Here is a 24,649-nt window from a genome sequence, read left to right as displayed (position 1 = left end):
TTTTCTACTGCCCTAGCTGGCTAGCGTTACGTGCTAAACAATTAACAATTCAAAAATGCTAGACGAAACAACAAAAAATTTGCTTATTGTAGAAGTAAATAAACTTTTACCAGAAAATAGCGAGAATAAGCTTATATCAGCTATGCGTTATATACTCCTTGCTCCTGCAAAACATATACGCTCCTTTTTAGTCGTAGCTTCATCGCGAGTGTTTAACGCGGAAGCTAAAAAAGTAATATCAGTTGCTGCAGCAATTGAATTTGTTCATGCTTACTCTCTAATTCACGATGATTTACCGTGCATGGACAACAGTGATACTCGCAGAAGCCAGCTAAGCTGCCATAAAAAATTTGATGAAGCAACAGCAGTGCTTGCCGGAGATGCACTACTTACTCTGGCTTTTGAGGTATTATCTTCGTTAAATGAGAAATGCTGTGAAATCATGAAAGTTCTTTCTCAGGCAATAGGAATTAGGGGAATGGTAGGAGGACAGATTTTAGATATTGGTGCAGATTTTAACAAAATAAAAGAAATTCATTTGATGAAAACCGCAAAACTATTTGCAGCTTCATGTGAAATAGGTGCTATAATAGGGAATGCTACAGATAAGCAACGTAAAGCGTTATATAACTACGGGATAAACCTAGGGCTTATCTTTCAAGCTAAGGATGATATTGAAGATTACGAACAAGATAAAACAAATAATCTAATGTCTGTACTTGGTAAAAGTGAAGTAGAGGACTATATAGACGCCCTCTTTAAACAAGGCTTGGATAATTTGAGTGCGCTTTCAGGGGATACTAATTATTTATATGATTTATTGAATCAAGTAAAGAAAGATGGTTAGAAAAATTATATTACAAATGCTTATTTCCATAGTAATGATTCTCACTTTAACCTCTGCTTTTATGTTTACTATTGTCTATATAAACAAAGGTAAACCGGGAAAAAAGGACAAGCTTTATGAGATAAGTGCCACGCATGGTGGTTTAATACAGACAATAGCACATTATCTAGTGAAGCCAATACTTGAATCAGCACTCGACCGCTATATTGAAAAGCATGGGCTAACAGAATATTTAGAAGAAATGACGCAGCAAAAGGAAGAAGATTCGATAAATTTTTATGAAATTACTGAAGGCAGTGGCAGCAAGGCTTTCTGTGGCATGGAAGTTCTATTGCAAATATATAAAATTTCTAATAATAACTCAGCAACACTCCCTAGCAAAGTTTCTGATGTTACTTTGAAAATAGGTCAAGATGACCTAAAAGAAGTGGGTTTAGGGGTGATAGGTATGAAAGAAGGCGGAGAGCGTGTAGTTACTATTGCCAATGATAACAAAATGAATTTTAATTCTTATTACGTCAAACTGATCGAAGTAAAGGATAAATATCCCGACTCAGTGAATAATCTGATGGTTTTTAATGACTTAATTAACAAGACTGGAAAACAAGTAAGGTGCGGTGATGAGATATCAGTTAAATATAGCGTAAAGGAGCATAATGGGGAATATATAGTCAAAGATCAAACAGTGCAATTTAGGGTTGGCGATAAAAAAATACCACTTGCTATAGAGCTTGGAGTTGTGGGAATGAGAGCTGGTAATAAAAGAACTATTCTTTCTCCGCCTGACCTTTTGACTATTACTGACGATATGTTAATAAAAGACATAGATTATGATGAAGAAAATATCTCAATAATTGACTTAAGCTTAGATATTAAGCAAGAGGTCGCAGCACACCATTCTACTGTTGAAAAACAGCCTAAAGAATATAGCTGAAATTTTAGGTTTACTGGCTGACCTTCTGTATCCGTTCAGCGGAGTGGCAGAATAAGGTAGACAAGGTGATCTAAAAAGATAATCATAGAGCAAAAATGTGGTAAACCTTTTAGAGCCTGTCTTCAAACTCAAGAATGAGCTAATTTGTGAAGCATAATAGTGATCATATTAAAGAAGATGTTGTTTTTTGAAGTGAGAGGAGAATGCTCATAATCCTTACTCATACGTCTAAAATTGGAGAGCCAAGCAAAGGTTCTCTCAACAATCCAACGTTTGGGAATAACCTGAAATCCTGTATCAACTATTTTCTTGGTAATCGTCAATAAACATCCAGTTTCCAATAAGCAGAGGTTTTGCAATTTACCTGTGTATCCTTGATCAGCAAAAAACTTATGTAATGTTGGAGCTTTGCATTTGGCTTGAACAAAAAGATTTAGTGCACCATCAAGATCCTGAATGCTTGCACTTTGTACTTCAGCAGCAATTACAAGACCTACAGTATCTACAACGATGTGGCGCTTTCTACCCTTTACTTTCTTGCCAGCATCATATCCTCTGGATCCCCTTTTTGAGTAGTTTTTACTGATTGGCTATCTATTATTCCCACTGATGGAGTTTCATTCTTACCAATTATCTCTCTTACTTTTTTAACTAGAAAATCATGAATCTCTTGCCATATTCCACTTTTTTTCAATCGCTAATTACAACTATACACTGTTTTCCATGGTGGAAAATCTTTAGGCAGTTGTCTCCATTGACATCCTGTTCTCATCATATAGCGGATTGCGTTAATAATTGTTCTAATACTATGTTTTCTTGGTCTACCGGTCTTTTTAGGTTCAAAATATAGCTCTATTATCTTCCATTCTTTGTCACTTATATCGCTTGGGTACATTTAAAATATATCTTATAACACACTTCTTAACTCCTTTCTACTTAGTTTGAAGACAGGCTCTAAGTATTTAATTTTACGACTATGTCCCTTTTGGTAGCCTGAAGACGGTTTTATACTTCCTGTTTCTTCTCTTCTTTTCCTCCACCAGTATATAGTTTTTCTATCAATTTTGAACATCTTGCTTACTTCTTCCATAGTCATTTTTTCTCGTCAACCACTTTTAAAACTCGTTCCCTCAGGTCCTCACTATATGGCTTTGCCATCATTCTACCTTAATTAAAGCAGTATTATACCTTTTTACACTCCTTTGAGGAAACCTTATTTCGGTTAGCTATAAACGCTGCAATTTAGATGCTTTTAAATGCGACTAACCTAAATTATAAACGTTAAGAAATTTACTGAGCGGAAAAAAAGGCAAAGAAACCCCAGGGTAGCTAGTATTCAAATTCTCCCTTGTCTATTTGACGTCTTTTACTGTCTTAAACGCTTTATAAGCGCGTTTCGGCTTGTATAGGTAGAAACCTAAAAGCTTTATAAAGACATGAGGTGCACATAGTGCAAAAGATTAAGCATGATTTACGCCAAATACATTAAGTTTTTTTGTCATTAATCCACTGCAGAGATTGCGAAGATAAATAAATAGCTTCAGTTTCATGATAAGGGGGCTGGCAAAGCTTGTCAAGGAATTTTTATGCAAGAGATCCCATAAATTGGATGTCATAATATGGCGGCTACATTAATTTTGGCGTGCGTGAACTTGAAAGATTGCAGTGCAATACTTAGATTATTAGGGTAGTAGGCAAATAATGGAGCTCAAAATGCATAACGTACAAGAAACTGAAAATTTAAAATTTGACGCTGAAGTAGGGAAAGTACTGAATATAGTGATTCATTCACTTTATACTAATAAGGATATTTTTCTGCGTGAGTTAATATCAAATGCATCGGATGCATGTGATAAATTGCGCTATGAATCTCAATCTAATTCAAATTTGCTAGATTCAAGTGATGAGTTAAAAATCACTATTAGCTCCAATAAAGATAAGAACGAGCTATATATCAATGATAATGGCATCGGAATGAACAGACAAGATTTAATAGATAACCTTGGTACAATTGCAAGCTCTGGTACGCAAAAGTTCTTAGATGCGATTAAAAATAGCAAGGATTCAAGCCAAGCTGTGGAGCTGATTGGGAAGTTTGGTGTTGGTTTTTACTCAAGCTTTATGGTTGCATCAGAAGTAATAGTAGAATCAAGAAAAGCTGGAGAGGAGGAGTCTTGGGTCTGGAAATCCAAGGGAGATGGAGAGTATTCGATAAGTAAACTAGATAATCAAATTTCTCGTGGAACTAAAATTACACTCATTATGCATCCTGAAGAGAATGAGTTTTTAGATAAATTTCGTGTTGAAAACATTGTCACTACTTACTCTGATCACATAAATTTTCCTGTTGAATTCATAAATGAAGAAGGAAAAAGTGAAAAGTTAAACAGTAAGGCTGCAATTTGGACTAAGCCAAAAAATGATGTTACTCAAGAGGAACACAATGATTTTTTCCGCAGTGTTGCTCACGTTGGCGGGGAGCCTTGGATGATATTGCATAATAAAAATGAAGGTGCAATAGAATATACAAATTTGCTTTATGTTCCCTCTATTAAACCTTTTGATTTATTTCATCCAGATAGACGTTGCTCTGTTAAGTTATATGTAAATAAAGTATTTATCACTGAAGATAACGTACAGATCATACCGCAGTATTTACGTTTCTTGAAAGGTATTGTTGATTCACCGGACTTGCCTCTTAATATCAGCAGAGAAACGCTGCAGAATAATCGTGTTGTTGAGCAAATCAGAAAATCCCTCACTAAGCGTGTAATATCAGAGCTTGGTAAAAAGGCAAAAGAGAATTTAGAGGAATATACAAAATTCTGGACCAATTTTGGTGCAGTATTAAAAGAGGGTCTTTGTGAAGCTATGCCAACTGATGAGAGAGAAGCACTACTCTCAATTTGCAGATTTCATAGTACTGGTGATGAGAAATTAGTCAGCATTGATGACTACATAAGCAGAATGAAGCCTGAGCAGGAACATATCTATTACCTCACCGGGAATAGCCTCGATTCAGTGAAAAACAGTCCGCAACTTGAGGGATTCGTCAGTAAAGGACTAGAAGTGCTCCTATTTGTTGATCCAGTTGATGATTTCTGGACTAGCGTGATTCATGAATATAAAGATCAAAAATTTAAGTCTGTGACCCGTGCTGATGTTGATTTGGAAAAATTCTCTTCAGAAGAAGATAAAAAAGATGAGGAAAATAAGCAAGATGAAGAAAAGACTGAAGAAAACACGGACTCTATACTGCAATATTTCACCAAGGTTCTTGGCAATTCAGTGAAAAGCGTAAAGATCTCTAAAAAATTGACTGACAGCCCTGTATGTCTAGCAGTTGATGAAGGTGCTATGGATCTTCGCATGGAGCGTTTTTTGCGTGAACAAAAGCAGCTAAATTACCGCACGCCAAAGGTGCTCGAAATCAACACTAGGCATCCTGTAGTAAAAAGCATAATAAAATCCCATGCCGAACATGGTGAAAACCCAACATTGGAAGACGTGATTCATTTATTATTTTACCAAGCTTGTATCGTGGAAGGCGAAGAGATGGATGACGCTAGCCTGTTTGCTAAGAGACTGAATAATTTGCTTGGCAAGATTTCTGTTTAATGCTATACTTAGCCTAGCTGTTAATTAGGGGTAAAACATGGGTTGGAATTTATTTGGTGGGCTTATGCCACCAGCAGTAGATACTGCAGAAGAAAAGGAGCGCCGCCATTCTGGAGATTCAGGTAATTGTTCAGAGGCTGAGGAAGGACAAAAAATTGAATTGGAATTTCAGCTAACGCAATCTTTGCTAAGTCGAGTAAAGGCAAATGAGGGTAATAAAGGTGCAAATTCTGGCAAGCAAGCACAACTTGATTTGGAAAGAATGGATTTTGTAATTCAATGGGCAAACAATAAGTAAAGAGTATGTTCGCGAGTTATATTGCTAGCACAATCGCTTAATTTCAAATGAAAATTACCGCACATTTGCTAAACAAGTTTTCACAGAAATGTTTAACTATGCTAAAGCAGAAGTTCCAAATGACCATATACTAGAAGAGTTAATTACTAATTGCAATCAGGCTGGGTATTCGGCTTTCCTTGCTATCCAAATGCATAATATTTTAATAGAGTATCAGTTATTTTTAAACGATTATGATAAGAAGACTACGTACATCGATTGTTCTGATAAAAATTGTGTACGCATTAATGAGCATAAGTCATCGGTGGTACGCAATTTTGATGACCCAGAGAAGGAGATATGTGAATTAGGTAGTTCACTTGAATTCACACTTAGATTTCAAAATGGTAAGGTAGAAGTGTGCCGTAGAGATGCAAAGGATGTTTGTATAGAACAAGCTAGTGCAAAAGCTACGCAATAGATGAGGGAGGGCCCCTCGGAGCCGGTTTACAAGAGCAGGCTTCAAACTACCATAAGCTGCTTTGGTCAAGAGTCAAGGTAGTGAGCGTTATGGAAAAGGCGCAATTATGCGTCATGTATGAAATAGGAAGGCGAATGAAAATGAACCACTGAAGAAGTGTCGAAATTTCCATGAACGACATTAAAACTAAGTGCTTTCTACACACTTAGGATAAATCTATCGGGAGCTTGTTTACTGGATAGGTAGTGTCCGGCATAGAGGTGGCGCGAATCTATTTTTGGCTATTGTGTAGAACTACGGGAACCTGTCGTTACGATGATAAGGGAGAAATCCAAGGAGCTAAACTTCAAACGTGAATTCTGGATTAAAGGAGAATAGAAGAGGCAAGAAAACAGGGTAAACTCAGCAGTGATAAAAAAATAGATGAGGTTACCCATGGAAGATATAACAAAACTGTTTTGTTTGGTCGATGATTTTTGCAGAGATATAGAGAAAAATTTTGCAGATAAACTACTGCCAAATGGTAAAAACCCCACAAGAACAACGGAAATTGAGCACTCCGAAATCATGACAATAATCCTGCTATATCAACAATCTCCGTGTAAAACTTTCTATCTACATTACCTAACGTTGCTCTACAAATCAGAGTTTCCAAAGTTACCTTCATATACCAGGTTTGTTGCTCTAAAGCCTAGGGTTTTGTGGCATTTAGCAATGTTGTTGCATTGGCTTTGTGGACAGTCAGAAAACACTGGAATTTCATATATAGACACAACTCCCATTGCAGTTTGTCATGCAAAAAGAATATCCAAAAACAAAGTTTTTGCTGGAATTGCAAAATTAAGCAAGAGCACTTACGGCTGGTTTTTTGGTTTCAAATTACATATGGTAATCAATGAAAATGTTGAAATTCATGCACTTACGCTAACAAAAGGCAATGTTGATGATAGGATACCTGTGCCAAATCTGACGGAAAAATTAATCGGTCTTTTGTTTGGTGACAAAGGTTATATTGCAAAAGAGCTTTTTCAGAAGCTGTTTGACCGAGGTTTGAAACTTGTTACCAAGGTGAAAAAAGGTATGAAAAATACATTGATTTCGCTAAATGAGAAGATTTTACTGAGAAAAAGGTCTATCATTGAGACTGTTTTTGGTTACCTAAAAAATAGACTAGAAATTGAACACACTCGCCATAGATCCCCTGTTAATTTTTTGGTTCATATCTTTTCTACTCTCATTTCCTATTCCATCAAATCCACAAAACCTTCTATTTCCTATACTTTCTTCCTTCCTTAATCCAGAATTCGCGTTAATAGGTCAACATTACCTCCTTATTATCATTGTAAATGTGTTGAAAATTCTTACATTTATCCATCGTACCATACACACTATGCAAATATGTCATATAATATTCCAAAAGAGTTGCTCAAAAATCAAGATAGGTTTGAATTTGAAAGGATAGTAGATAGAAATGCATATTGCGTAACTAGACAAGAAACAAAACACATGGAATACAGAAACACAGTCTGTAAACTTATTTTAGGTATGTTTGTATTATCTGTTGGGTTATATGTTGCTGATTATTTCCTTATGGAGCAAAAATTGTTCAACTCAATGAAAAATATTTTGCCACAAGACAACATTACTAATCTAGCAATTGCTGCGGTGCTTACTATTGTAATAGTGTATGCTTTATTTCAATCATTGAAATCACCACAGGAACCACCGCTTTCAACAGTCAATGGAATGACGAATGAAAATTTAGAACAGCCCCATGCAAAACAAGCTTAGAACTACATAAATGTAGCAACTTAAAAGCACATATTGTATAATGCTTATTCTTAAGTTAAGAGGTGATTTATGGATTTAAGTAAAATAACAGCGGGACCAAATGCGGTGAATGTGGTAATTGAAATAAGTGCAAATGCTGAGCCTGTAAAGTATGAATTTAATAAAGAGCTTGGGTTGTTACAAGTTGACAGATTTTTATCTACCTCAATGACTTATCCTTGCAATTATGGGTTTATACCAAATACCCATGCGGGTGATGGTGATCCTGTGGATGTTTTGGTGCTAACTCAATTTCCCTTAGCATCTAGTGTTTTAATATCGGTGCGTCCAATAGGCGCATTACTCACTAAAGATGAAAAAGGGGAAGATGAAAAAATATTAGCTGTGCCTGTTTCCAGTGTTGATAGCTATTATGACAATATAAAGGACTATTCTGACTTATCTAAAAACCTATTAGATAAAATTGCTCATTTCTTTTCTCATTATAAAGATCTAGAAAAGGGAAAAACGGTAGCAGTTGGAGAATGGGTTGGTATAGAAGAAGCAAAGAAAATCATTGAAAAAAGCAGAAATTAGTTTACGTTGATTTAGCCTGGAATTACAGTTATTCGGAAAAATGTTGTTGTTTTTAATGGGTAAATATTGCAATTAAAAGCATTAGACAGGCGGTAGAGGTCTTGGTATTATATAATCTTTAGGTTCTAAATTTGGAAGGGTGGCCGAGCGGCTGAAGGCGGCGGTTTGCTAAACCGTTATACGATTGAAAAGTCGTATCGAGGGTTCGAATCCCTCTCCTTCCGTATACTGTTTTAGCACGGTCTGAATTCGCTATATTGGCATGTTTTTAGCCTGTTTAGATATGTACCTGATCTTGTTGCAATGGTTTTTATTTCTGTCTTTGCTTAGATAGCTATTAAAAAGTTGGCTAGCGTTGACTCAGTATTTATTATAGAATTGGTTGTTAACCTTACTTATATGCATAAAATACTAATTTTACTGTTGATAGTGTTGCCACTTAGGTTGCTTGCAACCGAGATTGAAATTGTTGCAGATGTAAATGGTGAGCCAATTTCAAATTTAGATATCGAAAAACGCATCAACTTTATAAATTCATTGTTTGGCACTCAAAGTGTTAATCAAAAAGAAGCAAAACCTCAAATTCTTAGGGAACTAATAGACGAAATTATTATTATCAATGAAGCGCAGAGGCTGAATATAAAATTGAGCAACGAGGAGTTAGATAATGCTATCATATTATTTTTAACCCAAAGTTTTAAACTTAAGGCTAATGAAGTTGATCAATACATAAAAAAGCATAATATAGATCTTAGTATTTTAAGAAAACAAATAAAATGTCAGTTACTATGGAGCAAAATTATTGAAGTAAGAATTGTGCCACTTATTAGTATAAGCGATAAAGAAGTAGATGATGTAAAAAGGCAAACAGAAAAGCCGGATTATCTTATCACGTTCCAAGAGTTTATAATTCCTGATCAAAAAGACAAGGATGTTTATGGCATAGCTGAAGATTTAGTAAAAAAATTACGTAATAGTAATAACCCGGAATCTCCAATAAAGATGCGTAAAGCAACAGTTAATTTAAGTCAGCTCAAAGATAAACTTAAGAGCGTTTTAGAAAGACTAGAAACCGGCGATATAGCAGGTCCATTCAGTTTCAGTGAAGGTTACTCTATTATAAAAGTCATAGACAAGGTACAACTTAATTATGCACTGCTGGAAAGCACTTTAAAATTAAAACAGATTGTGGTTGAGGGTTCAGAAAGTTTATTGGATAATTTTAAAGAGCAAAAGGTCAATTGTTTAAATTTTGACAAATTAGCAGATGATTTTAAGTTGCCAAACGCAAAAGAGTTTGAAATAAAAATGCGAGATTTAAATCCTGATTTACAGATTTTATTTAGTAAAACAAGTGTGAATGAAATAGTAGAATTAAGAGAAAATGGCACTGCAAAGTTAATGATGTTGTGTGATATCAAGAGTAATGCAGCGGATATAGAAGCAATTAAACAGCAGATGTACCAACAGATTATGATACAAAGCAACTTGTTATTAGATGATATGCGTAAAAATTCAGCTGTCAGTTATCGGTATAGTTGAAGTCAGAGAGTGTCCTTGTCTCTGTCTTTGTGTACGAAAATTACTTTGTTCTATAAAATTTCAAAAAATTTGAACAAATATAGTTAAAATAGCACATGAAGAATATAATGCTAATTGGTGGTGGAGTTGGAAATGCAGTGTTATTTTCGATAGGGAAGGCATGTCTTGAAAATAATAACAAGGTTTTGTACTTCGCTGGCTATAAGAAGTTAAGTGATGTATTTAAACGAGCACTGATAGAGCGTGCATCAAATGCGGTAGTTTGGGCATGTGAAGAAGGATTGATAGAAACAAGCAGAGATCAAGATAAATCCTTTCATGGTAATATAGTTGATGCAATAGTCTCTTATCAACAAGGAAGATTAGGTATTAATTTGAACGCTATAGATAAAATTATCACTATTGGTTCTGATAAAATGATGAAAGCTGTGAATGAAGCTAGAAAAACAATTTTAAAGCCATATCTGAAGTCAAGTCACATAGCAATATCGTCAGTTAATTCTCCTATGCAGTGTATGATGAAAGAAATCTGCGCTCAGTGTGTTCAGCAACATATAAATACGGAAACAGGAGAAAGGAGTTTTGTTTATAGTTGCAGTAATCAAGACCAGGATATGGAATTTATTGACTTTGATTTTTTAAGTGAGCGCTTAAAGCAAAATAGTTTACAAGAAAAACTCACTGCGAAATGGATAGATCATGTTCAAAGATATTAAACAGCACAAAAAGGAAATAAGAGAGCAATATAGAGCTATAAGAAAAGATATTGATGAAAGTTATTCCAATTATGCGGCAAGTTCCCTTATTAATCTCTTTAATCAGAACTTAAGTTACGTTAAAGGCAAAACAATTGCGGCTTACATTCCAATGGATGGGGAAATAAATGTTGTCCCTTTGATGTGTCGTTTGCTCTATTTGGGTTATAAAGTAGCAATTCCTGATAAAAATCAGTTGCTAAGATTTAAGGGATGGAACGAAACAAATGAAGATGTAATTCCCGACACAATCATTACTCCTGTTGTCGCTTTTGATAATCATTTTAATAGATTAGGTTTTGGCGGTGGTTGGTATGATACAATGATAAAAAAATTACGGCCGCTTGGAAAAATATTTATAGGTGTAGCCTATGAGAAACAATATTGTAAAGATTTACCTGTAGAAAAACATGATCAAAAATTGGATATTATAATCACTGAGATGTGTGTTATAGCTAACCGAAATAAGGTTTCCTCAAAGGAGTGTAAAAAGGTATAATACTGCTTTAATTAAGGTAGAATGATGGCAAGCCATATAGTGAGGACCTGAGAGCCTGTCTTCAAACTAAGTAGAAAGGAGTTAAGAAGTGTGTTATAAGATATATTTTAAATGTACCCAAGCGATATAAGTGACAAAGAATGGAAGATAATAGAGCTATATTTTGAACCTAAAAAGACCGGTAGACCAAGAAAACATAGTATTAGAACAATTATTAACGCAATCCGCTATATGATGAGAACAGGATGTCAATGGAGACAACTGCCTAAAGATTTTCCACCATGGAAAACAGTGTATAGTTGTAATTCGCGATTGAAAAAAAGTGGAATATGGCAAGAGATTCATGATTTTCTAGTTAAAAAAGTAAGAGAGATAATTGGTAAGAATGAAACTCCATCAGTGGGAATAATAGATAGCCAATCAGTAAAAACTACTCAAAAAGGGGATCCAGAGGATATGATGCTGGCAAGAAAGTAAAGGGTAGAAAGCGCCACATCGTTGTAGATACTGTAGGTCTTGTAATTGCTGCTGAAGTACAAAGTGCAAGCATTCAGGATCTTGATGGTGCACTAAATCTTTTTGTTCAAGCCAAATGCAAAGCTCCAACATTACATAAGTTTTTTGCTGATCAAGGATACACAGGTAAATTGCAAAACCTCTGCTTATTGGAAACTGGATGTTTATTGACGATTACCAAGAAAATAGTTGATACAGGATTTCAGGTTATTCCCAAACGTTGGATTGTTGAGAGAACCTTTGCTTGGCTCTCCAATTTTAGACGTATGAGTAAGGATTATGAGCATTCTCCTCTCACTTCAAAAAACAACATCTTCTTTAATATGATCACTATTATGCTTCACAAATTAGCTCATTCTTGAGTTTGAAGACAGGCTCTTAGTTCCTGATGGTCAATTTGAGCGTCAAAAAATTCATCATCATCTTCTTCAAGGGCCATATCAAACTCCATTAACTACAAATATGTTTGATTATACATAATAATTATTAATTATATTGTAATTAGTATGAAATAATTTACCCCTTCCCAAATATAGAATTTGTATTAAAATATCTAGATTACATGAAATTAAGGTACTTTATGGGTGAAAAAAAATTAAAAGCTGCTGTGGTTTTATCAGGGTGTGGTCACCTTGACGGTGCAGAGGTAAGAGAAGCGGTTTTAAGTTTGCTTGTGCTTGATCAGCAGGAAGTGGATGTTAAATGCTTTGCACCTGATATCAATATCACACAAGTTATGAATCATAAAACAAAAGAGGCAACAAAAGAAAAAAGGAATGTACTTGCAGAAGCTGCAAGAATCGCAAGAGGGGAAATATATGACTTAAAAGAAGCCAAAGCTGAAAATTTTGACATGCTAGTTGTACCTGGTGGATACGGGGTTGCAAAAAATTTGTCTGACTTAGCTGAAAATAAAGACATGGTGACAGTAATGCCTGAATTTGAAAGATTAGTTTCAGAATTTTTTGTTACAAAAAAGCCGATAGGAGCGATATGCATATCTCCAGCCATCATTGTTTCAATTTTAAGTAGCAAGATAGGTAAAGAAGAAAGTAAGGTTAAGGTAACTATAGGAGATGACAGAGAACAGTTGATAGAGAAGCTTGGTGGTGAACACATAAAGTGTGATACAGGGTTATCAATAGAAGACGAAGAACATAATGTATTTTCCTGTTCTGCTTATATGCGTAGCGACGAAAGTATATACTCTGTATATCAAGGGATAAAGCATATGATTGACAGCATGGTAAAAAAGATTAACAAAAAAACTAAACAGCCATTCCTCTAAGATGTAGTAATTTAGACTTCCTTACACAATTAACTGTTGAATTTTACATTCCTAGCTGTATTATGGTTATATAGCTAAAGTGCTCTAGGTTTACGACTATTACTTGTTAGCGGCGTGGCGTAGGGCTGGACTAGCTATATATATTTAGCTCTTTTTTTATAAACGCAAGGTATTTTATATGTCAGACCTTTTCTATATTGAAACTACGTGTTGTGTGGACGGTCAGTGTGATGTCTATACAGGGGAAGTGAGTTTTAATGATGTCATGTTAGGCAAGTTCAGTCTAAATTCGTGCAGCGGGAAAGAAGCTATGATAAATCTAGACGTTATTACATTCGATATTAATATCGCTATCGATGGTCAAAATGGAAAGACAATGAAAAGAAATCTTAAAGGTCTTGAATTTGTAACTAAAGATGATGGTTCTTGGTATATTAATAAGGATTTTGGCAATGATAGATTTGAAGTTATAGTAAAGCAATCATAATTTTATATCTCAGGTGTAACATTTAGTATAGGTGCTATTCTATTTATAATGTTCTTTACTATAGGCGCAGCAATTATTCCCCCGGTGTGGTGCATTCCTTGAGGTTCATCAATAGCAATTAGCACTATATACCTTGGGTCAAGCATAGTTAGCACTCCTATAAATGACGCTATGTTTGCATCTTTGCTATATTTACCATCTACAACTTTTTCCGCCGATCCAGTTTTTCCTCCTATTGAATATGCCTTCATTTTTGCTTTTCTGCCAGTGCCATCTGTTACTGCTGCGCGTAATAATTTTCTCATTTCCCTGGAGGTTCTTCTTGAGATAATTTGCTCTCCTATACTTCTTTTATTCAACATCAAGGTTGCGTTATGAAATATCCCATTGTTGATTAATGCTGCTGCAGTTTGTGCAAGATGTATAGGAGTTACAGCTATACCATAACCATAAGATGCTGTTATTAAAGTGTTTTCACTCCATTTATCCGGGATTATCGGTGTAGATTTTTCTGGTATTTCTATTTTTAAAGGAGAAAATAGCTTCATAGCTTTAAAGTATTCTACCTGTTTTTCAATACCTAATTTGACTGCAATTTTTGCTGCACCAATGTTGGATGATTTTACAAATATATCTTGCACAGTAATTTTTGGAATTTTAGATTTGTGAAAATCCTGAATTTTATACTTTCCAATGGTGATTGGTGTTGATACGTCATATAAATCGCTAGTTTTTGTAACGTTTGCATCAAGCGCTGCGGCTATTGTAAAGAATTTTAATACCGACCCCATCTCATACACCCCAAGACTGGCGCGATTAAACTTTTGTACGTCTTCCGCCTTATTCTGTAGGTTAGGATTAAAATCAGGTAGACTGACCATCGAGATGACTTCACTATTTCTCACATTTAAAACAATTCCTACTCCGCCAAGTGCCTGATATCTGCTTACAGCTTTAGTTAGCTCTTCATGCACTATGCTTTGCACTCGTGTATCTAAGGATAGTTGAATACCCTGGTAAGGTGTTATTCCAGCGCGTAATGCTGGAATCCACGTATTTTTTTTCTGGACCCCAGTGTCAGCTACTTGGATAACAGAATATTGTTTGTTTTTACTTATATATGCCTCAACTCCTGCAATACCGTTGCCATCTATGTCAGTGTAACCAAGCACGTGTGAAAATAAATTACTGTGAGGATATATACGTTTTACATCGTTATAGAAGTTTATTCCTGGCACGCCGGCATTTTTTATTGCTAACAGTTCTTTTGGAGTCAAGTGCCGCTTTACCCAAGCAAATTTCTTTTTTGAAGTAAGTACTCTATATGAATTCTCGTATTCAAGATCATTCAAAATAGAACACAGTTGTGCTGCTATACTTTCCGGATTCTTTACTTTGGTTGCATCTGTATATAGTGATGTTGTGGGCACATTTGTTGCTATTACCACTCCATTTCTATCTAAAATATCAGGTTGTTTATATACTGTATTATCTTTTCTAAAATTTTCTGAAGTAGTAGGTTGATCAAATGTTAAAGAGAATATGCGAAAAATAATTATTATATAAAACGTAAATAATGGTACTATAAAACACAGTGAGCGGAGCTTATTTTTAAGTAATGCTTGCATATTTACTTGATTTGACAAAAATGGAAATTATCTTAGCTGAGCCGCGAGGTTTTTGTGCCGGGGTAAAAAGAGCTGTGGACATATTAGCTATTACTTTAGAAAAATACAAAAACAAGTGCCAAGTTTATGTGCTACACGAAATTGTTCACAATAAATATATAGTAGAGGACTTTAAGAAACAAGGAGTGGTTTTTGTGAACAGTATCGAGGAAATTGAAGATAATGGAGGAATACTGATCTTCAGCGCGCACGGAGTATCAAAAAATATAGAAGATAAGGCAAAAAGAAAGGGTATTCAAGTGATTGATGCAACATGTCCTTTAGTCAGCAAAGTGCATAAAGAGGCAAAAAGGTATGAAAACAGTGGTAAAGAATTAATTCTCATTGGGCATGAAAACCATCCAGAAGTTAAGGGAATTAGAGGAAGAGTAAATAATCCTATCATTTTAGTGCAAACTGTGCAGGATGTACGCAATTTAAAAGTTAAAGATCCAGATAATTTATCTTATGTTACACAAACCACGTTAAGCATCGACGATACCCGTGAAATTATTGTTGCCCTGAAGCTCAGGTTTACAAGCATAACAGGTCCAGATTTAAAGGACATATGCTATGCAACGCAAAACAGACAAAATGCTGTTAAAAAGCTAGCTGAAATTGTAGACATGGTGTTAGTTGTAGGAAGTAAAAATAGCTCAAATTCAAACCGCTTATTAGATCTGTGCACTGCCAGAGGAAAAAGAGCCTACTTAATTGATAATTACAGCTGTGTGAATAAAAGCTGGTTTCAGGGCGTAGAAAAGATAGGAATCACTGCAGGTGCTTCTGCTCCTGACATGTTGGTTGATGAATTAATGGACTACCTAAAAGTAAACCTGAGTGTAAAAATTTCAGTTATGCCAGGTGGTATTATTGAAAATGTTCAGTTTAAAATACCGAATCTGGTTTAAAACACAACTTATCTACTAAGCTTCTCTTGAAATTACTTGGAGCACACAAACCAGCATCTATAGCTAAGACGTCATACCGCCGCGGCGCTAACAAGTAGCGGGATGACGGTTGTTGGTAAGCCTAAGTCAGTTTAGCTATATGCTTTTAATTCCCCCAAAAACGCGAATTCTGGATTAAGGAAGGAAGAAAGTATAGGAAATAGAAGGCTTTGTGGATTTGATGGAATAGGAAATGAGAGTAGAAAAGATATGAACCAAAAAATTAACAGGGGATCTATGGCGAGTGTGTTCAATTTCTAGTCTATTTTTTAGGTAACCAAAAACAGTCTCAATGATAGACCTTTTTCTCAGTAAAATCTTCTCATTTAGCGAAATCAATGTATTTTTCATACCTTTTTTCACCTTGGTAACAAGTTTCAAACCTCGGTCAAACAGCTTCTGAAAAAGCTCTTTTGCAATATAACCTTTGTCACCAAACAAAAGACCGATTAATTTTTCCGTCAGATTTGGCACAGGTATCCTATCATCAACATTGCCTTTTGTTAGCGTAAGTGCATGAATTTCAACATTTTCATTGATTACCATATGTAATTTGAAACCAAAAAACCAGCCGTAAGTGCTCTTGCTTAATTTTGCAATTCCAGCAAAAACTTTGTTTTTGGATATTCTTTTTGCATGACAAACTGCAATGGGAGTTGTGTCTATATATGAAATTCCAGTGTTTTCTGACTGTCCACAAAGCCAATGCAACAACATTGCTAAATGCCACAAAACCCTAGGCTTTAGAGCAACAAACCTGGTATATGAAGGTAACTTTGGAAACTCTGATTTGTAGAGCAACGTTAGGTAATGTAGATAGAAAGTTTTACACGGAGATTGTTGATATAGCAGGATTATTGTCATGATTTCGGAGTGCTCAATTTCCGTTGTTCTTGTGGGGTTTTTACCATTTGGCAGTAGTTTATCTGCAAAATTTTTCTCTATATCTCTGCAAAAATCATCGACCAAACAAAACAGTTTTGTTATATCTTCCATGGGTAACCTCATCTATTTTTTTATCACTGCTGAGTTTACCCTGTTTTCTTGCCTCTTCTATTCTCCTTTAATCCAGAATTCACGTTTGAAGTTTAGCTCCTTGGATTTCTCCCTTATCATCGTAACGACAGGTTCCCGTAGTTCTACACAATAGCCAAAAATAGATTCGCGCCACCTCTATGCCGGACACTACCTATCCAGTAAACAAGCTCCCGATAGATTTATCCTAAGTGTGTAGAAAGCACTTAGTTTTAATGTCGTTCATGGAAATTTCGACACTTCTTCAGTGGTTCATTTTCATTCGCCTTCCTATTTCATACATGACGCATAATTGCGCCTTTTCCATAACGCTCACTACCTTGACTCTTGACCAAAGCAGCTTATGGTAGTTTGAAGCCTGCTCTTGTAAACCGGCTCCGAGGGGCCCTCCCTCATCTATTGCGTAGCTTTTGCACTAGCTTGTTCTATACAAACATCCTTTGCATCTCTACGGCACACTTCCACACTATCAATTTCAATTTGTAAACTGTCCTTTATAAATTCATTAGCCTGTCCTATGTTCATTAAAACTCTACATTTATTGGAATTTGGCATAAACTTTTTATAACAGCTCTACTTTTCAATAAACTCCATTTGCATTTCTTGTATATTACTTTCTATTTGCTCTATTTGTTCTATCAACCTTTCCTCTAAGTCAAGATTACCGCTCAGCCTCGCTTCGGTTCTTTCTTTTCGTAACGCATTTAATTCTTTTAGTAACACTATATTATTCCACACAATTTCTGCAGATTTTCTCTCGTTCAGCTGGCTATTTAGTACACTAGTTTTTTCAAATACATACTTTATAACGTCAAACTGTTTCAATTCTTGTAACAAAGCCTCTTTACCAAGTTTGCTTTTGTTACTTATTACATCAATTACACGCTGTTGTAATCTTTTCATCTCATTAGTAAATTCAAAATGAGAAAATTGCTCAAAAAATATAGGACGGTTCAAGATTTCAGGAAATTCTACGGCTATACGCAAAATTATGGCCTGATTTTGCTCTGCCTCAATTAGCTCTGGAGATTTGTTATGAAGATACTCACCTTTTGTTGCTCTAGTTTTACTATTAAAAATCTGTTTTTTGAAGCTACTTCTTAGTTCACTAGCCTTATTGTAAAAATAATCTCTATAATACCTTCTAATACTGCTGTTGCTAATAGTATTTACATATTCCATGAACTTGTGCTCAAGAATTGAATATTTTTCCGGAGCAAGTTTTTCATAATTTTGCAAGTTGCTATCGATTATGTGATGCCATAAATATTCAGAATGCAGTTTTGTTGAATGGTCAAGAGCAGTCAACACGCCTTCTTTCTTGTATGCCAGTTCGTTACATATATCGTATGGATCTTTATTACTCGGCAAAGTCACAAACTTTAACGTGTATCCAGGCTCTAATATTGGCAGAGCAAGTTCTGCAACTCGGGTAGCAGCATGACGTCCAGCACTATCGCCATCCATACAGATGGAGATTTCTTTAGCAAATCTCCATAGATTTTTTATCTGTTCTGCAGAAATTGCGGTACCAAGTGGAGCAACTGCATTACTAATTCCCGCTTGATGTAGCGCTATAGTGTCCATATATCCTTCAACAACAAATATGTGCTGTTTTTTACGTATTTCGCTTAAAGCAAAGTTTAATCCGTATAAATTCTCCCTCTTCTTGAAGAGCTGACTCTCTGGGCTATTTAAATATTTTGGCTGTTGCTCAGAACTCAGCGCACGTCCGCCAAAACCAATAACTCTTCCTGCAATGTTGTATATAGGAAATATCAGCCGGTCATAAAAATAATCATGAAAATTTTTGTTTACTAATCCAATATCAATTAAAATTTTGTCTTCAATACCTGAAGAGTTTAAATACTCTTTCAAACCAGAGCTTGGTGCATAACCTATCTTAAATTTATCTATGATTTCAGGTAAAATCTTGCGCTGCTTTAAATAATCTACAACGCCCTGATCTTTTTGTGCAAACCAATTTGCAGCTAAATCAAGCGCTAAAAATAGTTTATTGTCCCCTTTTGTAATACTAAGACTTTTGGGCAGTTCAACACCTGTAACCGATGCTAATCTTTCCAATGCTTCTTTAAAGCTTAATCCTTCAGTTTGTGAAATAAATTCAAATGCATCACCACTAGCTGAACAACCAAAACAGTAATATAACCCCTTAGTATTGCTCACCGAAAAAGATGGGGTTTTTTCGTTATGAAATGGACAGAGCCCAACAAAACTATCTCCTCTTTTTATTAGCCTGACTTTTTTACCTACTATGTCAGATAATAATAATTTTGATTTTATAATATCTATGTGATCCATCTTATTGAATTAGTAGTAGGATAAAAATTATATAGAATTTATACACATCTGACTCGAAATTTATTTCAAGCTTTAGAGCCTGTCTTCAAACTAAGTAGAAAGGAGTTAAGAAGTGTGTTATAAGATATATTTTAAATGTACCCAAGCGATATAAGTGACAAAGAATGGAAGATAATAGAGCTATATTTTGAACCTAAAAAGACCGGCAGACCAAGAAAACATAGTATTAGAACAATTATTAACGCAATCCGCTATATGATGAGAACAGGATGTCAATGGAGACAACTGCCTAAAGATTTTCCACCATGGAAAACAGTGTATAGTTGTAATTCGCGATTGAAAAAAAGTGGAATATGGCAAGAGATTCATGATTTTCTAGTTAAAAAAGTAAGAGAGATAATTGGTAAGAATGAAACTCCATCAGTGGGAATAATAGATAGCCAATCAGTAAAAACTACTCAAAAAGGGGATCCAGAGGATATGATGCTGGCAAGAAAGTAAAGGGTAGAAAGCGCCACATCGTTGTAGATACTGTAGGTCTTGTAATTGCTGCTGAAGTACAAAGTGCAAGCATTCAGGATCGTGATGGTGCACCAAATCTTTTTGTTCAAGCCAAATGCAAAGCTCCAACATTACATAAGTTTTTTGCTGATCAAGGATACACAGGTAAATTGCAAAACCTCTGCTTATTGGAAACTGGATGTTTATTGACGATTACCAAGAAAATAGTTGATACAGGATTTCAGGTTATTCCCAAACGTTGGATTGTTGAGAGAACCTTTGCTTGGCTCTCCAATTTTAGACGTATGAGTAAGGATTATGAGCATTCTCCTCTCACTTCAAAAAATAACATCTTTTTTAATATGATCACTATTATGCTTCACAAATTAGCTCATTCTTGAGTTTGAAGACAGGCTCTTAGTAATCCCGAAAAACTGACAGCTTATTTTGGAGTTGTACCGCGAGTTTCTCAATCTAATTAACAATGCACAATAGGAAGAATCACCAAACGTGGATCAAAAATAGGACGTACTTCTTTGGTGCAGTGTACTTGGATTGCTATACGTTATAGTCCTTACCTGAAAAGTTTTTACGAACATGTGAAGAAGAAGCGTGGTTCTGCTAAGGCTATTATTGCAGCTGCCAGGAAGTTTCTCACAACTATTTTCTATACTCTTAAAAACAACTGGGTTTTTAAAGATTTTACAAAATATGAAATTTCTTATTGACAACAATCATAGGAGAAAGTATCTAAAGAATGGCATCAAATTACTTTAGGTAACTTGGTTAAGGAAATAGCAGAAAAACACGGATATGGGTGCAGAGTTGCAGAAGAATTTGCAAGTGTGTTGATTCCACATATTAACCAAATAGAAGAAAGTGATATAAGTCTGTTAACAAAGATCGCAACAGAGCGTGAAGCAATGGCAAAGCTAGCTGGCGGATATATACTTTTTATTCCAAAAGGCAAAGCAAAATCGGCAACTGGAAAAGCTTTAGGAACAACAGCTCTTAGACCTCAAGACACGATAAATTGGAAAGTGCATTTTACCGTAAGCAGGTACAACTCAGTGATTGCAAAATGGCATAGCTATGAAAAAGGTGAAACTATATCAGAAACAGTTGGCTTTGGTAGTCCAAGTTATATTATACAAACGCTTTATTCGAATGCAGAATCAGCACTAAGTGCAGCAAATGCTAAAATTAAACAACTCAAGCGAAATAATGCAGTGTTGGATATCACTATGCCTGGTGATCCAGAACTATTTGCAGAGGCGAAACTTAGCTTGTTAGGGTTTCATCAAGATATAGACGGTGAATGGATAATTGACAGAGCAGAGCATGTGTTAGATAGTTCAGGTTATCGCACTGTATTATCAGCATCTATCAGTAAACGTTAAGGGAAAATCAGTAAAACAAATGTTTAATGTTGAAAAAAGTATTGAATATGAATAGAGACTCAAGAAATAAGCTACACTTTTGGTGGTTTATAGTAACAGTAGTATGTGTTATTATTACCTGTTGCTATATGAAAGCAAAAGCTACAGACAATTATAAAACAATACTGCGGATTGCATCTGAAAATTGTAACTTAGAAATTGTGAAGTTTTCAGTAAAAAATTTATTAGATATAGATAAGCAAATTTCTAAACTTACTACATTACATTATGCTGCAGGAGAAGGATGCTTAGAAGTTGTCAAGTTTTTGATAAACGAAGAAATTAATGTAAATATTATCAACGGGTATGGAAGTACAGCACTTCACAATGCTGCATATCGAGGAGATTTAGAAATCATAAGGCTTTTATTGGAGAAAGGTGCAAATCCTACAATCAGAAATAAAGATGGAAAAAATCCAAGGGATGTAGCTGTATTAAGGTCAAGGCACAATAAAGATAAACCTTACAGGGAAATCATTAAGCTACTTGCAGAAGCAGAGGATCAGAATAAATCCGAAAATAAGCTATTATCGGCAATATAAACATGCAAAATCAAAAAATCCCAATTACGGTAATTATTACCATGTTAATCCAAACCGTAGCAGTAATCTGGTGGTTGGCGAAGCTCGATTTACGGGTGCACATCCATGATAAATTTATAGAAAAAAACCAAGGACTAATAGAAATAGTCTATCGACTTGAAGAGAGAGTGAAAAACCTCACTGAAGAAGTCAATGAACTTGAAGCCATTCACAAACACAACTAAGTTTCACAATGACAAAGTACATCTTATCCGTTGACGGCGGAGGCATAAGAGGCATCATACCGGCCATAATATTAGCAGAAATAGAAAAGAGAGCAAAGAAACCGATTGCTGAAATCTTTGATCTTATGGCAGGAACTTCAACAGGTGGCATCGTTGCAGCAGGGTTATGCAAGAAAGATGAACGAGGAAAACCTCAATACTCTACAAATGACTTGGTCCAGCTTTATCAACAATATGGATCATATATCTTTGAATCATCATTCTGGAGAAGGTCAATCGCTTCTTGGCTAAATGGTGCTCAATACTCATATAAAAACATAGAATTCATTCTCGATAAATACTTCGGCAAAAGTACTATTGCTGATGTTTCAAGTAATCTACTGCTTACCAGTTATGACATTCACAATAATTGCCCATTTTTCTTTAAAAGCTGGAGAGAAGACAGAAACTTTATTAAACTAAAAGACGCGCTCAGAGCTACAACAGCTGCACCAACGTATTTCATACCAAAACATCTAAAAATCAACCAGATAGACAGAGTATTAGTGGATGGCGGGGTATTTGCCAATAATCCAGCTGCTTGTGCATATGCAAGTGGCAAGAGGTTGTTTCCAAATGATGATATTGTACTGGTATCAATAGGTACTGGAAGAACAAATAGAAGTATAAAGTATGCTAATTCAAGGAGATTTGGAAGAATAGGGTGGATAAAACCACTACTACATGTGATGTTTTCTTCAAGTTTAGATGCAATAAACTATCAGCTTGATCAAGTAATAGGTGACAAATATATACGAATACAATCGCAACTGAAAGTAGCATCAGCTGAGATGGATAATATTACATTCAAAAATATTAAATATCTGCAGCAAGAGGCAAATACAATGATAGAGGACAACCAGGAATTAATAGATAAATTCTGCGATATCGTATCTTAATTCACGTAAAAATGCCAAGCAAGATAAAGAACTTATATAAAAAAGCGAAAAAGGGCTTAAAGAATATAATTTCGCCCAAAAAGCATAAAATTGTGACTAAGGGTCAAGAAGCTAAAATTTCAAACGATAAGCCAAAACCGCTCTCTGAAATTGTGATGAAACCTAGCCTATGCTCGGAAGTAACCTCTAAAGCAGAAAACGTCAAAAAAGATAAAAAAGGAATAAAAGAAAAAATAAAAAGCTTAAAAACAAAACCCGTAGAAAAAGAGCTGAAAAGAGGCAACGTGTTCAAAAAAAGCTTCAAAAAGCTAAAAGCAAAAGTAAAAAAACTAAATCCTATAAAGGTTAAGAAAAATAAGATAATCGGGAGCAAGAGATTAGCATTTTTATTGACATCTGGCACGATTATAGCAATTTTGCCGACATTCAATTTAGCCCCTTTTGCAGCGTTAGCAGTAACTTCTGCATGTGTTTTCAGTATTAATTTTATTGCAGTCAAAACATTAAAGAAGTTTATCAAACAACGCAAATTAGCAGCAGAATCTAAAGAAGTAGCTGAACCAAACAAGCCGGAAGAAGAAATTCAAGATGTATCGATTCAGCAAGTAGCGGAAAATTCTAAACAAAATTCCAGAGAATAGATTGGCAACTTCTAATGCAGACATATTTTCAGTGTAGCAAATAAAGAAAAGAAAACAAATTTTGCTTGTAAAGTCTCCTCTTCGCTACCCTGGGGGCGCCGTTTCTCAAATTATTAATAAATATATTCCAAAAACGCGAATTCTGGATTAAGGAAGGAAGAAAGTATAGGAAATAGAAGGCTTTTTGGATTTGATGGAATAGGAAATGAGAGTAGAAAAGATATGAACCAAAAAATTAACAGGGGATCTATGGCGAGTGTGTTCAATTTCTAACGTGAATTCTGGATTAAAGGAGAATAGAAAAGGCAAGAAAACAGGGTAAACTCAGCAGTGATAAAAAAATAGATGAGGTTACCCATGGAAGATATAACAAAACTGTTTTGTTTGGTCGATGATTTTTGCAGAGATATAGAGAAAAATTTTGCAGATAAACTACTGCCAAATGGTAAAAACCCCACAAGAACAACGGAAATTGAGCACTCCGAAATCATGACAATAATCCTGCTATATCAACAATCTCCGTGTAAAACTTTCTATCTACATTACCTAACGTTGCTCTACAAATCAGAGTTTCCAAAGTTACCTTCATATACCAGGTTTGTTGCTCTAAAGCCTAGGGTTTTGTGGCATTTAGCAATGTTGTTGCATTGGCTTTGTGGACAGTCAGAAAACCATACGCGTCAAGTTAAGGCCCAATATAGCACCATTTAAAGTGGGTATCTTGTTTGTTACATTTATTTTTTGGGAAATTTTGATCTAAAATAAGATAGTTCTTTTAG

General features: G+C 35.2%; 31 protein-coding genes, 1 tRNA gene and 3 pseudogenes. 26 read left to right on the top strand and 9 right to left on the bottom strand.

Features of this window, described 5'->3' with window-relative positions; genetic code table 11:
* Positions 1 to 55: 55 nt before the first annotated feature.
* Both ACFELZ_RS00270 and ACFELZ_RS00265 read left to right on the top strand, forming a co-directional pair.
* Positions 56 to 847, top strand: coding sequence for a polyprenyl synthetase family protein (locus tag ACFELZ_RS00270; RefSeq protein ID WP_253309222.1), 792 nt, complete (start codon positions 56 to 58; stop codon positions 845 to 847).
* Positions 840 to 1,781 (top strand): FKBP-type peptidyl-prolyl cis-trans isomerase, encoded by a 942-nt coding sequence (locus ACFELZ_RS00265; protein ID WP_264731576.1) that lies wholly within the window; start codon positions 840 to 842, stop codon positions 1,779 to 1,781. Before ACFELZ_RS00270 ends, ACFELZ_RS00265 begins: the two co-directional genes overlap by 8 nt.
* Before the next feature lie 128 nt (positions 1,782 to 1,909).
* Here ACFELZ_RS00265 and ACFELZ_RS00260 read toward each other — a convergent pair whose 3' ends face one another.
* From ACFELZ_RS00260 to ACFELZ_RS00245, 4 genes are read right to left on the bottom strand one after another with little or no spacing between them, the layout of a single operon-like run.
* Positions 1,910 to 2,293: a transposase gene (locus ACFELZ_RS00260; RefSeq protein ID WP_375316621.1), complete on the bottom strand. Its 384-nt coding sequence runs from the start codon at positions 2,291 to 2,293 to the stop codon at positions 1,910 to 1,912.
* Positions 2,294 to 2,310: 17 nt separating this feature from the next.
* Entirely contained in the window at positions 2,311 to 2,475 is a 165-nt protein-coding gene (locus ACFELZ_RS00255; RefSeq protein WP_375315781.1) for a hypothetical protein, read from the bottom strand.
* Positions 2,476 to 2,478: 3 nt separating this feature from the next.
* Entirely contained in the window at positions 2,479 to 2,676 is a 198-nt protein-coding gene (locus ACFELZ_RS00250; RefSeq protein WP_375315805.1) for a transposase, read from the bottom strand.
* Positions 2,677 to 2,688: 12 nt separating this feature from the next.
* The gene (locus ACFELZ_RS00245) at positions 2,689 to 2,871 is read right to left on the bottom strand and encodes a hypothetical protein (protein ID WP_375316247.1); all 183 of its coding nucleotides are present in this window, start codon (positions 2,869 to 2,871) and stop codon (positions 2,689 to 2,691) included.
* A gap of 623 nt (positions 2,872 to 3,494) precedes the next feature.
* Between ACFELZ_RS00245 and htpG the strand changes: the two genes are divergently transcribed.
* From htpG to ACFELZ_RS00175, 14 genes are all read left to right on the top strand, one after another.
* Positions 3,495 to 5,399, top strand: a complete 1,905-nt coding sequence (htpG, locus tag ACFELZ_RS00240; protein WP_375316723.1) for a molecular chaperone HtpG — start codon at positions 3,495 to 3,497, stop codon at positions 5,397 to 5,399.
* 37 nt (positions 5,400 to 5,436) lie between these two features.
* A complete protein-coding gene (locus ACFELZ_RS00235; RefSeq protein ID WP_375316246.1) occupies positions 5,437 to 5,697 on the top strand; it encodes a hypothetical protein in 261 nt (86 codons plus the stop codon).
* An 88-nt stretch (positions 5,698 to 5,785) separates the two neighbouring features.
* Positions 5,786 to 6,157, top strand: coding sequence for a hypothetical protein (locus ACFELZ_RS00230; RefSeq protein ID WP_375316245.1), 372 nt, complete (start codon positions 5,786 to 5,788; stop codon positions 6,155 to 6,157).
* A 435-nt stretch (positions 6,158 to 6,592) separates the two neighbouring features.
* Positions 6,593 to 7,453 carry an IS982 family transposase gene (locus ACFELZ_RS00225; RefSeq protein ID WP_375315786.1) on the top strand — a complete coding sequence of 287 codons (861 nt, stop codon included), beginning with the start codon at positions 6,593 to 6,595 and terminating at the stop codon, positions 7,451 to 7,453.
* A 102-nt stretch (positions 7,454 to 7,555) separates the two neighbouring features.
* The gene (locus ACFELZ_RS00220; protein ID WP_375316244.1) at positions 7,556 to 7,948 is read left to right on the top strand and encodes a hypothetical protein; all 393 of its coding nucleotides are present in this window, start codon (positions 7,556 to 7,558) and stop codon (positions 7,946 to 7,948) included.
* A gap of 69 nt (positions 7,949 to 8,017) precedes the next feature.
* Positions 8,018 to 8,524 carry an inorganic diphosphatase gene (gene ppa / locus ACFELZ_RS00215; protein WP_375316243.1) on the top strand — a complete coding sequence of 169 codons (507 nt, stop codon included), beginning with the start codon at positions 8,018 to 8,020 and terminating at the stop codon, positions 8,522 to 8,524.
* 133 nt (positions 8,525 to 8,657) lie between these two features.
* A tRNA-Ser gene (locus ACFELZ_RS00210) sits at positions 8,658 to 8,748 on the top strand.
* Between the two features lie 175 nt (positions 8,749 to 8,923).
* On the top strand, positions 8,924 to 10,066 hold the full coding sequence (locus ACFELZ_RS00205; protein ID WP_375316242.1) for a SurA N-terminal domain-containing protein: 1,143 nt from the start codon (positions 8,924 to 8,926) through the stop codon (positions 10,064 to 10,066).
* Between the two features lie 95 nt (positions 10,067 to 10,161).
* Entirely contained in the window at positions 10,162 to 10,782 is a 621-nt protein-coding gene (locus tag ACFELZ_RS00200) for an oxidoreductase (RefSeq protein WP_353283230.1), read from the top strand.
* The gene (locus ACFELZ_RS00195) at positions 10,766 to 11,320 is read left to right on the top strand and encodes a 5-formyltetrahydrofolate cyclo-ligase (RefSeq protein WP_375316241.1); all 555 of its coding nucleotides are present in this window, start codon (positions 10,766 to 10,768) and stop codon (positions 11,318 to 11,320) included. Before ACFELZ_RS00200 ends, ACFELZ_RS00195 begins: the two co-directional genes overlap by 17 nt.
* A 111-nt stretch (positions 11,321 to 11,431) precedes the next feature.
* Complete coding sequence (locus ACFELZ_RS00190) at positions 11,432 to 11,797, top strand: transposase (RefSeq protein ID WP_375315821.1); 366 nt, start codon at positions 11,432 to 11,434, stop codon at positions 11,795 to 11,797.
* The gene (locus tag ACFELZ_RS00185; RefSeq protein ID WP_375316627.1) at positions 11,740 to 12,198 is read left to right on the top strand and encodes a transposase; all 459 of its coding nucleotides are present in this window, start codon (positions 11,740 to 11,742) and stop codon (positions 12,196 to 12,198) included. The genes ACFELZ_RS00190 and ACFELZ_RS00185 overlap by 58 nt, the downstream gene beginning before the upstream one ends.
* Before the next feature lie 218 nt (positions 12,199 to 12,416).
* Positions 12,417 to 13,124 carry an isoprenoid biosynthesis glyoxalase ElbB gene (elbB, locus tag ACFELZ_RS00180; RefSeq protein ID WP_375316240.1) on the top strand — a complete coding sequence of 236 codons (708 nt, stop codon included), beginning with the start codon at positions 12,417 to 12,419 and terminating at the stop codon, positions 13,122 to 13,124.
* A 178-nt stretch (positions 13,125 to 13,302) separates the two neighbouring features.
* Positions 13,303 to 13,611: a hypothetical protein gene (locus ACFELZ_RS00175; RefSeq protein WP_064125016.1), complete on the top strand. Its 309-nt coding sequence runs from the start codon at positions 13,303 to 13,305 to the stop codon at positions 13,609 to 13,611.
* A gap of 2 nt (positions 13,612 to 13,613) precedes the next feature.
* Here ACFELZ_RS00175 and ACFELZ_RS00170 read toward each other — a convergent pair whose 3' ends face one another.
* Positions 13,614 to 15,239: a peptidoglycan D,D-transpeptidase FtsI family protein gene (locus tag ACFELZ_RS00170; protein WP_375316722.1), complete on the bottom strand. Its 1,626-nt coding sequence runs from the start codon at positions 15,237 to 15,239 to the stop codon at positions 13,614 to 13,616.
* Positions 15,240 to 15,259: 20 nt separating this feature from the next.
* Between ACFELZ_RS00170 and ispH the strand changes: the two genes are divergently transcribed.
* On the top strand, positions 15,260 to 16,189 hold the full coding sequence (gene ispH / locus ACFELZ_RS00165) for a 4-hydroxy-3-methylbut-2-enyl diphosphate reductase (protein ID WP_375316690.1): 930 nt from the start codon (positions 15,260 to 15,262) through the stop codon (positions 16,187 to 16,189).
* A 174-nt stretch (positions 16,190 to 16,363) separates the two neighbouring features.
* On the opposite strand, the gene ACFELZ_RS00160 is transcribed toward ispH, so the two are convergent.
* The 3 genes from ACFELZ_RS00160 to dnaG all read right to left on the bottom strand — a co-directional run bounded on the left by ACFELZ_RS00160 (position 16,364) and on the right by dnaG (position 19,585).
* Positions 16,364 to 17,224, bottom strand: coding sequence for an IS982 family transposase (locus ACFELZ_RS00160; RefSeq protein ID WP_375315786.1), 861 nt, complete (start codon positions 17,222 to 17,224; stop codon positions 16,364 to 16,366).
* Between the two features lie 435 nt (positions 17,225 to 17,659).
* On the bottom strand, positions 17,660 to 17,818 hold the full coding sequence (locus ACFELZ_RS00155; RefSeq protein ID WP_375315795.1) for a hypothetical protein: 159 nt from the start codon (positions 17,816 to 17,818) through the stop codon (positions 17,660 to 17,662).
* Positions 17,819 to 17,836: 18 nt separating this feature from the next.
* Entirely contained in the window at positions 17,837 to 19,585 is a 1,749-nt protein-coding gene (gene dnaG, locus ACFELZ_RS00150) for a DNA primase (RefSeq protein ID WP_375316239.1), read from the bottom strand.
* A 135-nt stretch (positions 19,586 to 19,720) separates the two neighbouring features.
* Between dnaG and ACFELZ_RS00145 the strand changes: the two genes are divergently transcribed.
* The 8 genes and pseudogenes from ACFELZ_RS00145 to ACFELZ_RS00110 all read left to right on the top strand — a co-directional run bounded on the left by ACFELZ_RS00145 (position 19,721) and on the right by ACFELZ_RS00110 (position 23,870).
* The gene (locus ACFELZ_RS00145) at positions 19,721 to 20,086 is read left to right on the top strand and encodes a transposase (RefSeq protein WP_375315821.1); all 366 of its coding nucleotides are present in this window, start codon (positions 19,721 to 19,723) and stop codon (positions 20,084 to 20,086) included.
* Positions 20,029 to 20,487, top strand: coding sequence for a transposase (locus ACFELZ_RS00140; protein ID WP_375316683.1), 459 nt, complete (start codon positions 20,029 to 20,031; stop codon positions 20,485 to 20,487). The genes ACFELZ_RS00145 and ACFELZ_RS00140 overlap by 58 nt, the downstream gene beginning before the upstream one ends.
* An 18-nt stretch (positions 20,488 to 20,505) precedes the next feature.
* Positions 20,506 to 20,814: pseudogene (locus tag ACFELZ_RS00135) on the top strand (transposase); the annotation flags it as partial.
* Positions 20,815 to 20,868: 54 nt separating this feature from the next.
* Entirely contained in the window at positions 20,869 to 21,486 is a 618-nt protein-coding gene (locus ACFELZ_RS00130; RefSeq protein WP_375316238.1) for a hypothetical protein, read from the top strand.
* 26 nt (positions 21,487 to 21,512) lie between these two features.
* Positions 21,513 to 22,067, top strand: coding sequence for an ankyrin repeat domain-containing protein (locus ACFELZ_RS00125; RefSeq protein ID WP_375316237.1), 555 nt, complete (start codon positions 21,513 to 21,515; stop codon positions 22,065 to 22,067).
* A 2-nt stretch (positions 22,068 to 22,069) separates the two neighbouring features.
* Positions 22,070 to 22,291 (top strand): hypothetical protein, encoded by a 222-nt coding sequence (locus ACFELZ_RS00120; protein ID WP_375316236.1) that lies wholly within the window; start codon positions 22,070 to 22,072, stop codon positions 22,289 to 22,291.
* Between the two features lie 8 nt (positions 22,292 to 22,299).
* Complete coding sequence (locus ACFELZ_RS00115) at positions 22,300 to 23,229, top strand: patatin-like phospholipase family protein (RefSeq protein ID WP_375316235.1); 930 nt, start codon at positions 22,300 to 22,302, stop codon at positions 23,227 to 23,229.
* Positions 23,230 to 23,240: 11 nt separating this feature from the next.
* Entirely contained in the window at positions 23,241 to 23,870 is a 630-nt protein-coding gene (locus tag ACFELZ_RS00110) for a hypothetical protein (protein ID WP_341812166.1), read from the top strand.
* 147 nt (positions 23,871 to 24,017) lie between these two features.
* Here the strand turns inward: ACFELZ_RS00110 and ACFELZ_RS00105 are convergent.
* Positions 24,018 to 24,140 (bottom strand): annotated as a pseudogene (locus tag ACFELZ_RS00105) (IS982 family transposase); the annotation flags it as partial.
* 87 nt (positions 24,141 to 24,227) lie between these two features.
* Between ACFELZ_RS00105 and ACFELZ_RS00100 the strand changes: the two are divergent.
* Positions 24,228 to 24,539, top strand: a pseudogene (locus ACFELZ_RS00100) (IS982 family transposase); the annotation flags it as partial.
* Positions 24,540 to 24,649 lie beyond the last annotated feature (110 nt).

The organism is Wolbachia endosymbiont (group A) of Colletes cunicularius, from assembly GCF_964264715.1.
GTDB lineage: Bacteria > Pseudomonadota > Alphaproteobacteria > Rickettsiales > Anaplasmataceae > Wolbachia.
The sequence above is the reverse complement of the archived record's forward strand: the minus strand, read 5'-3'. Positions and strand labels throughout refer to the sequence as shown.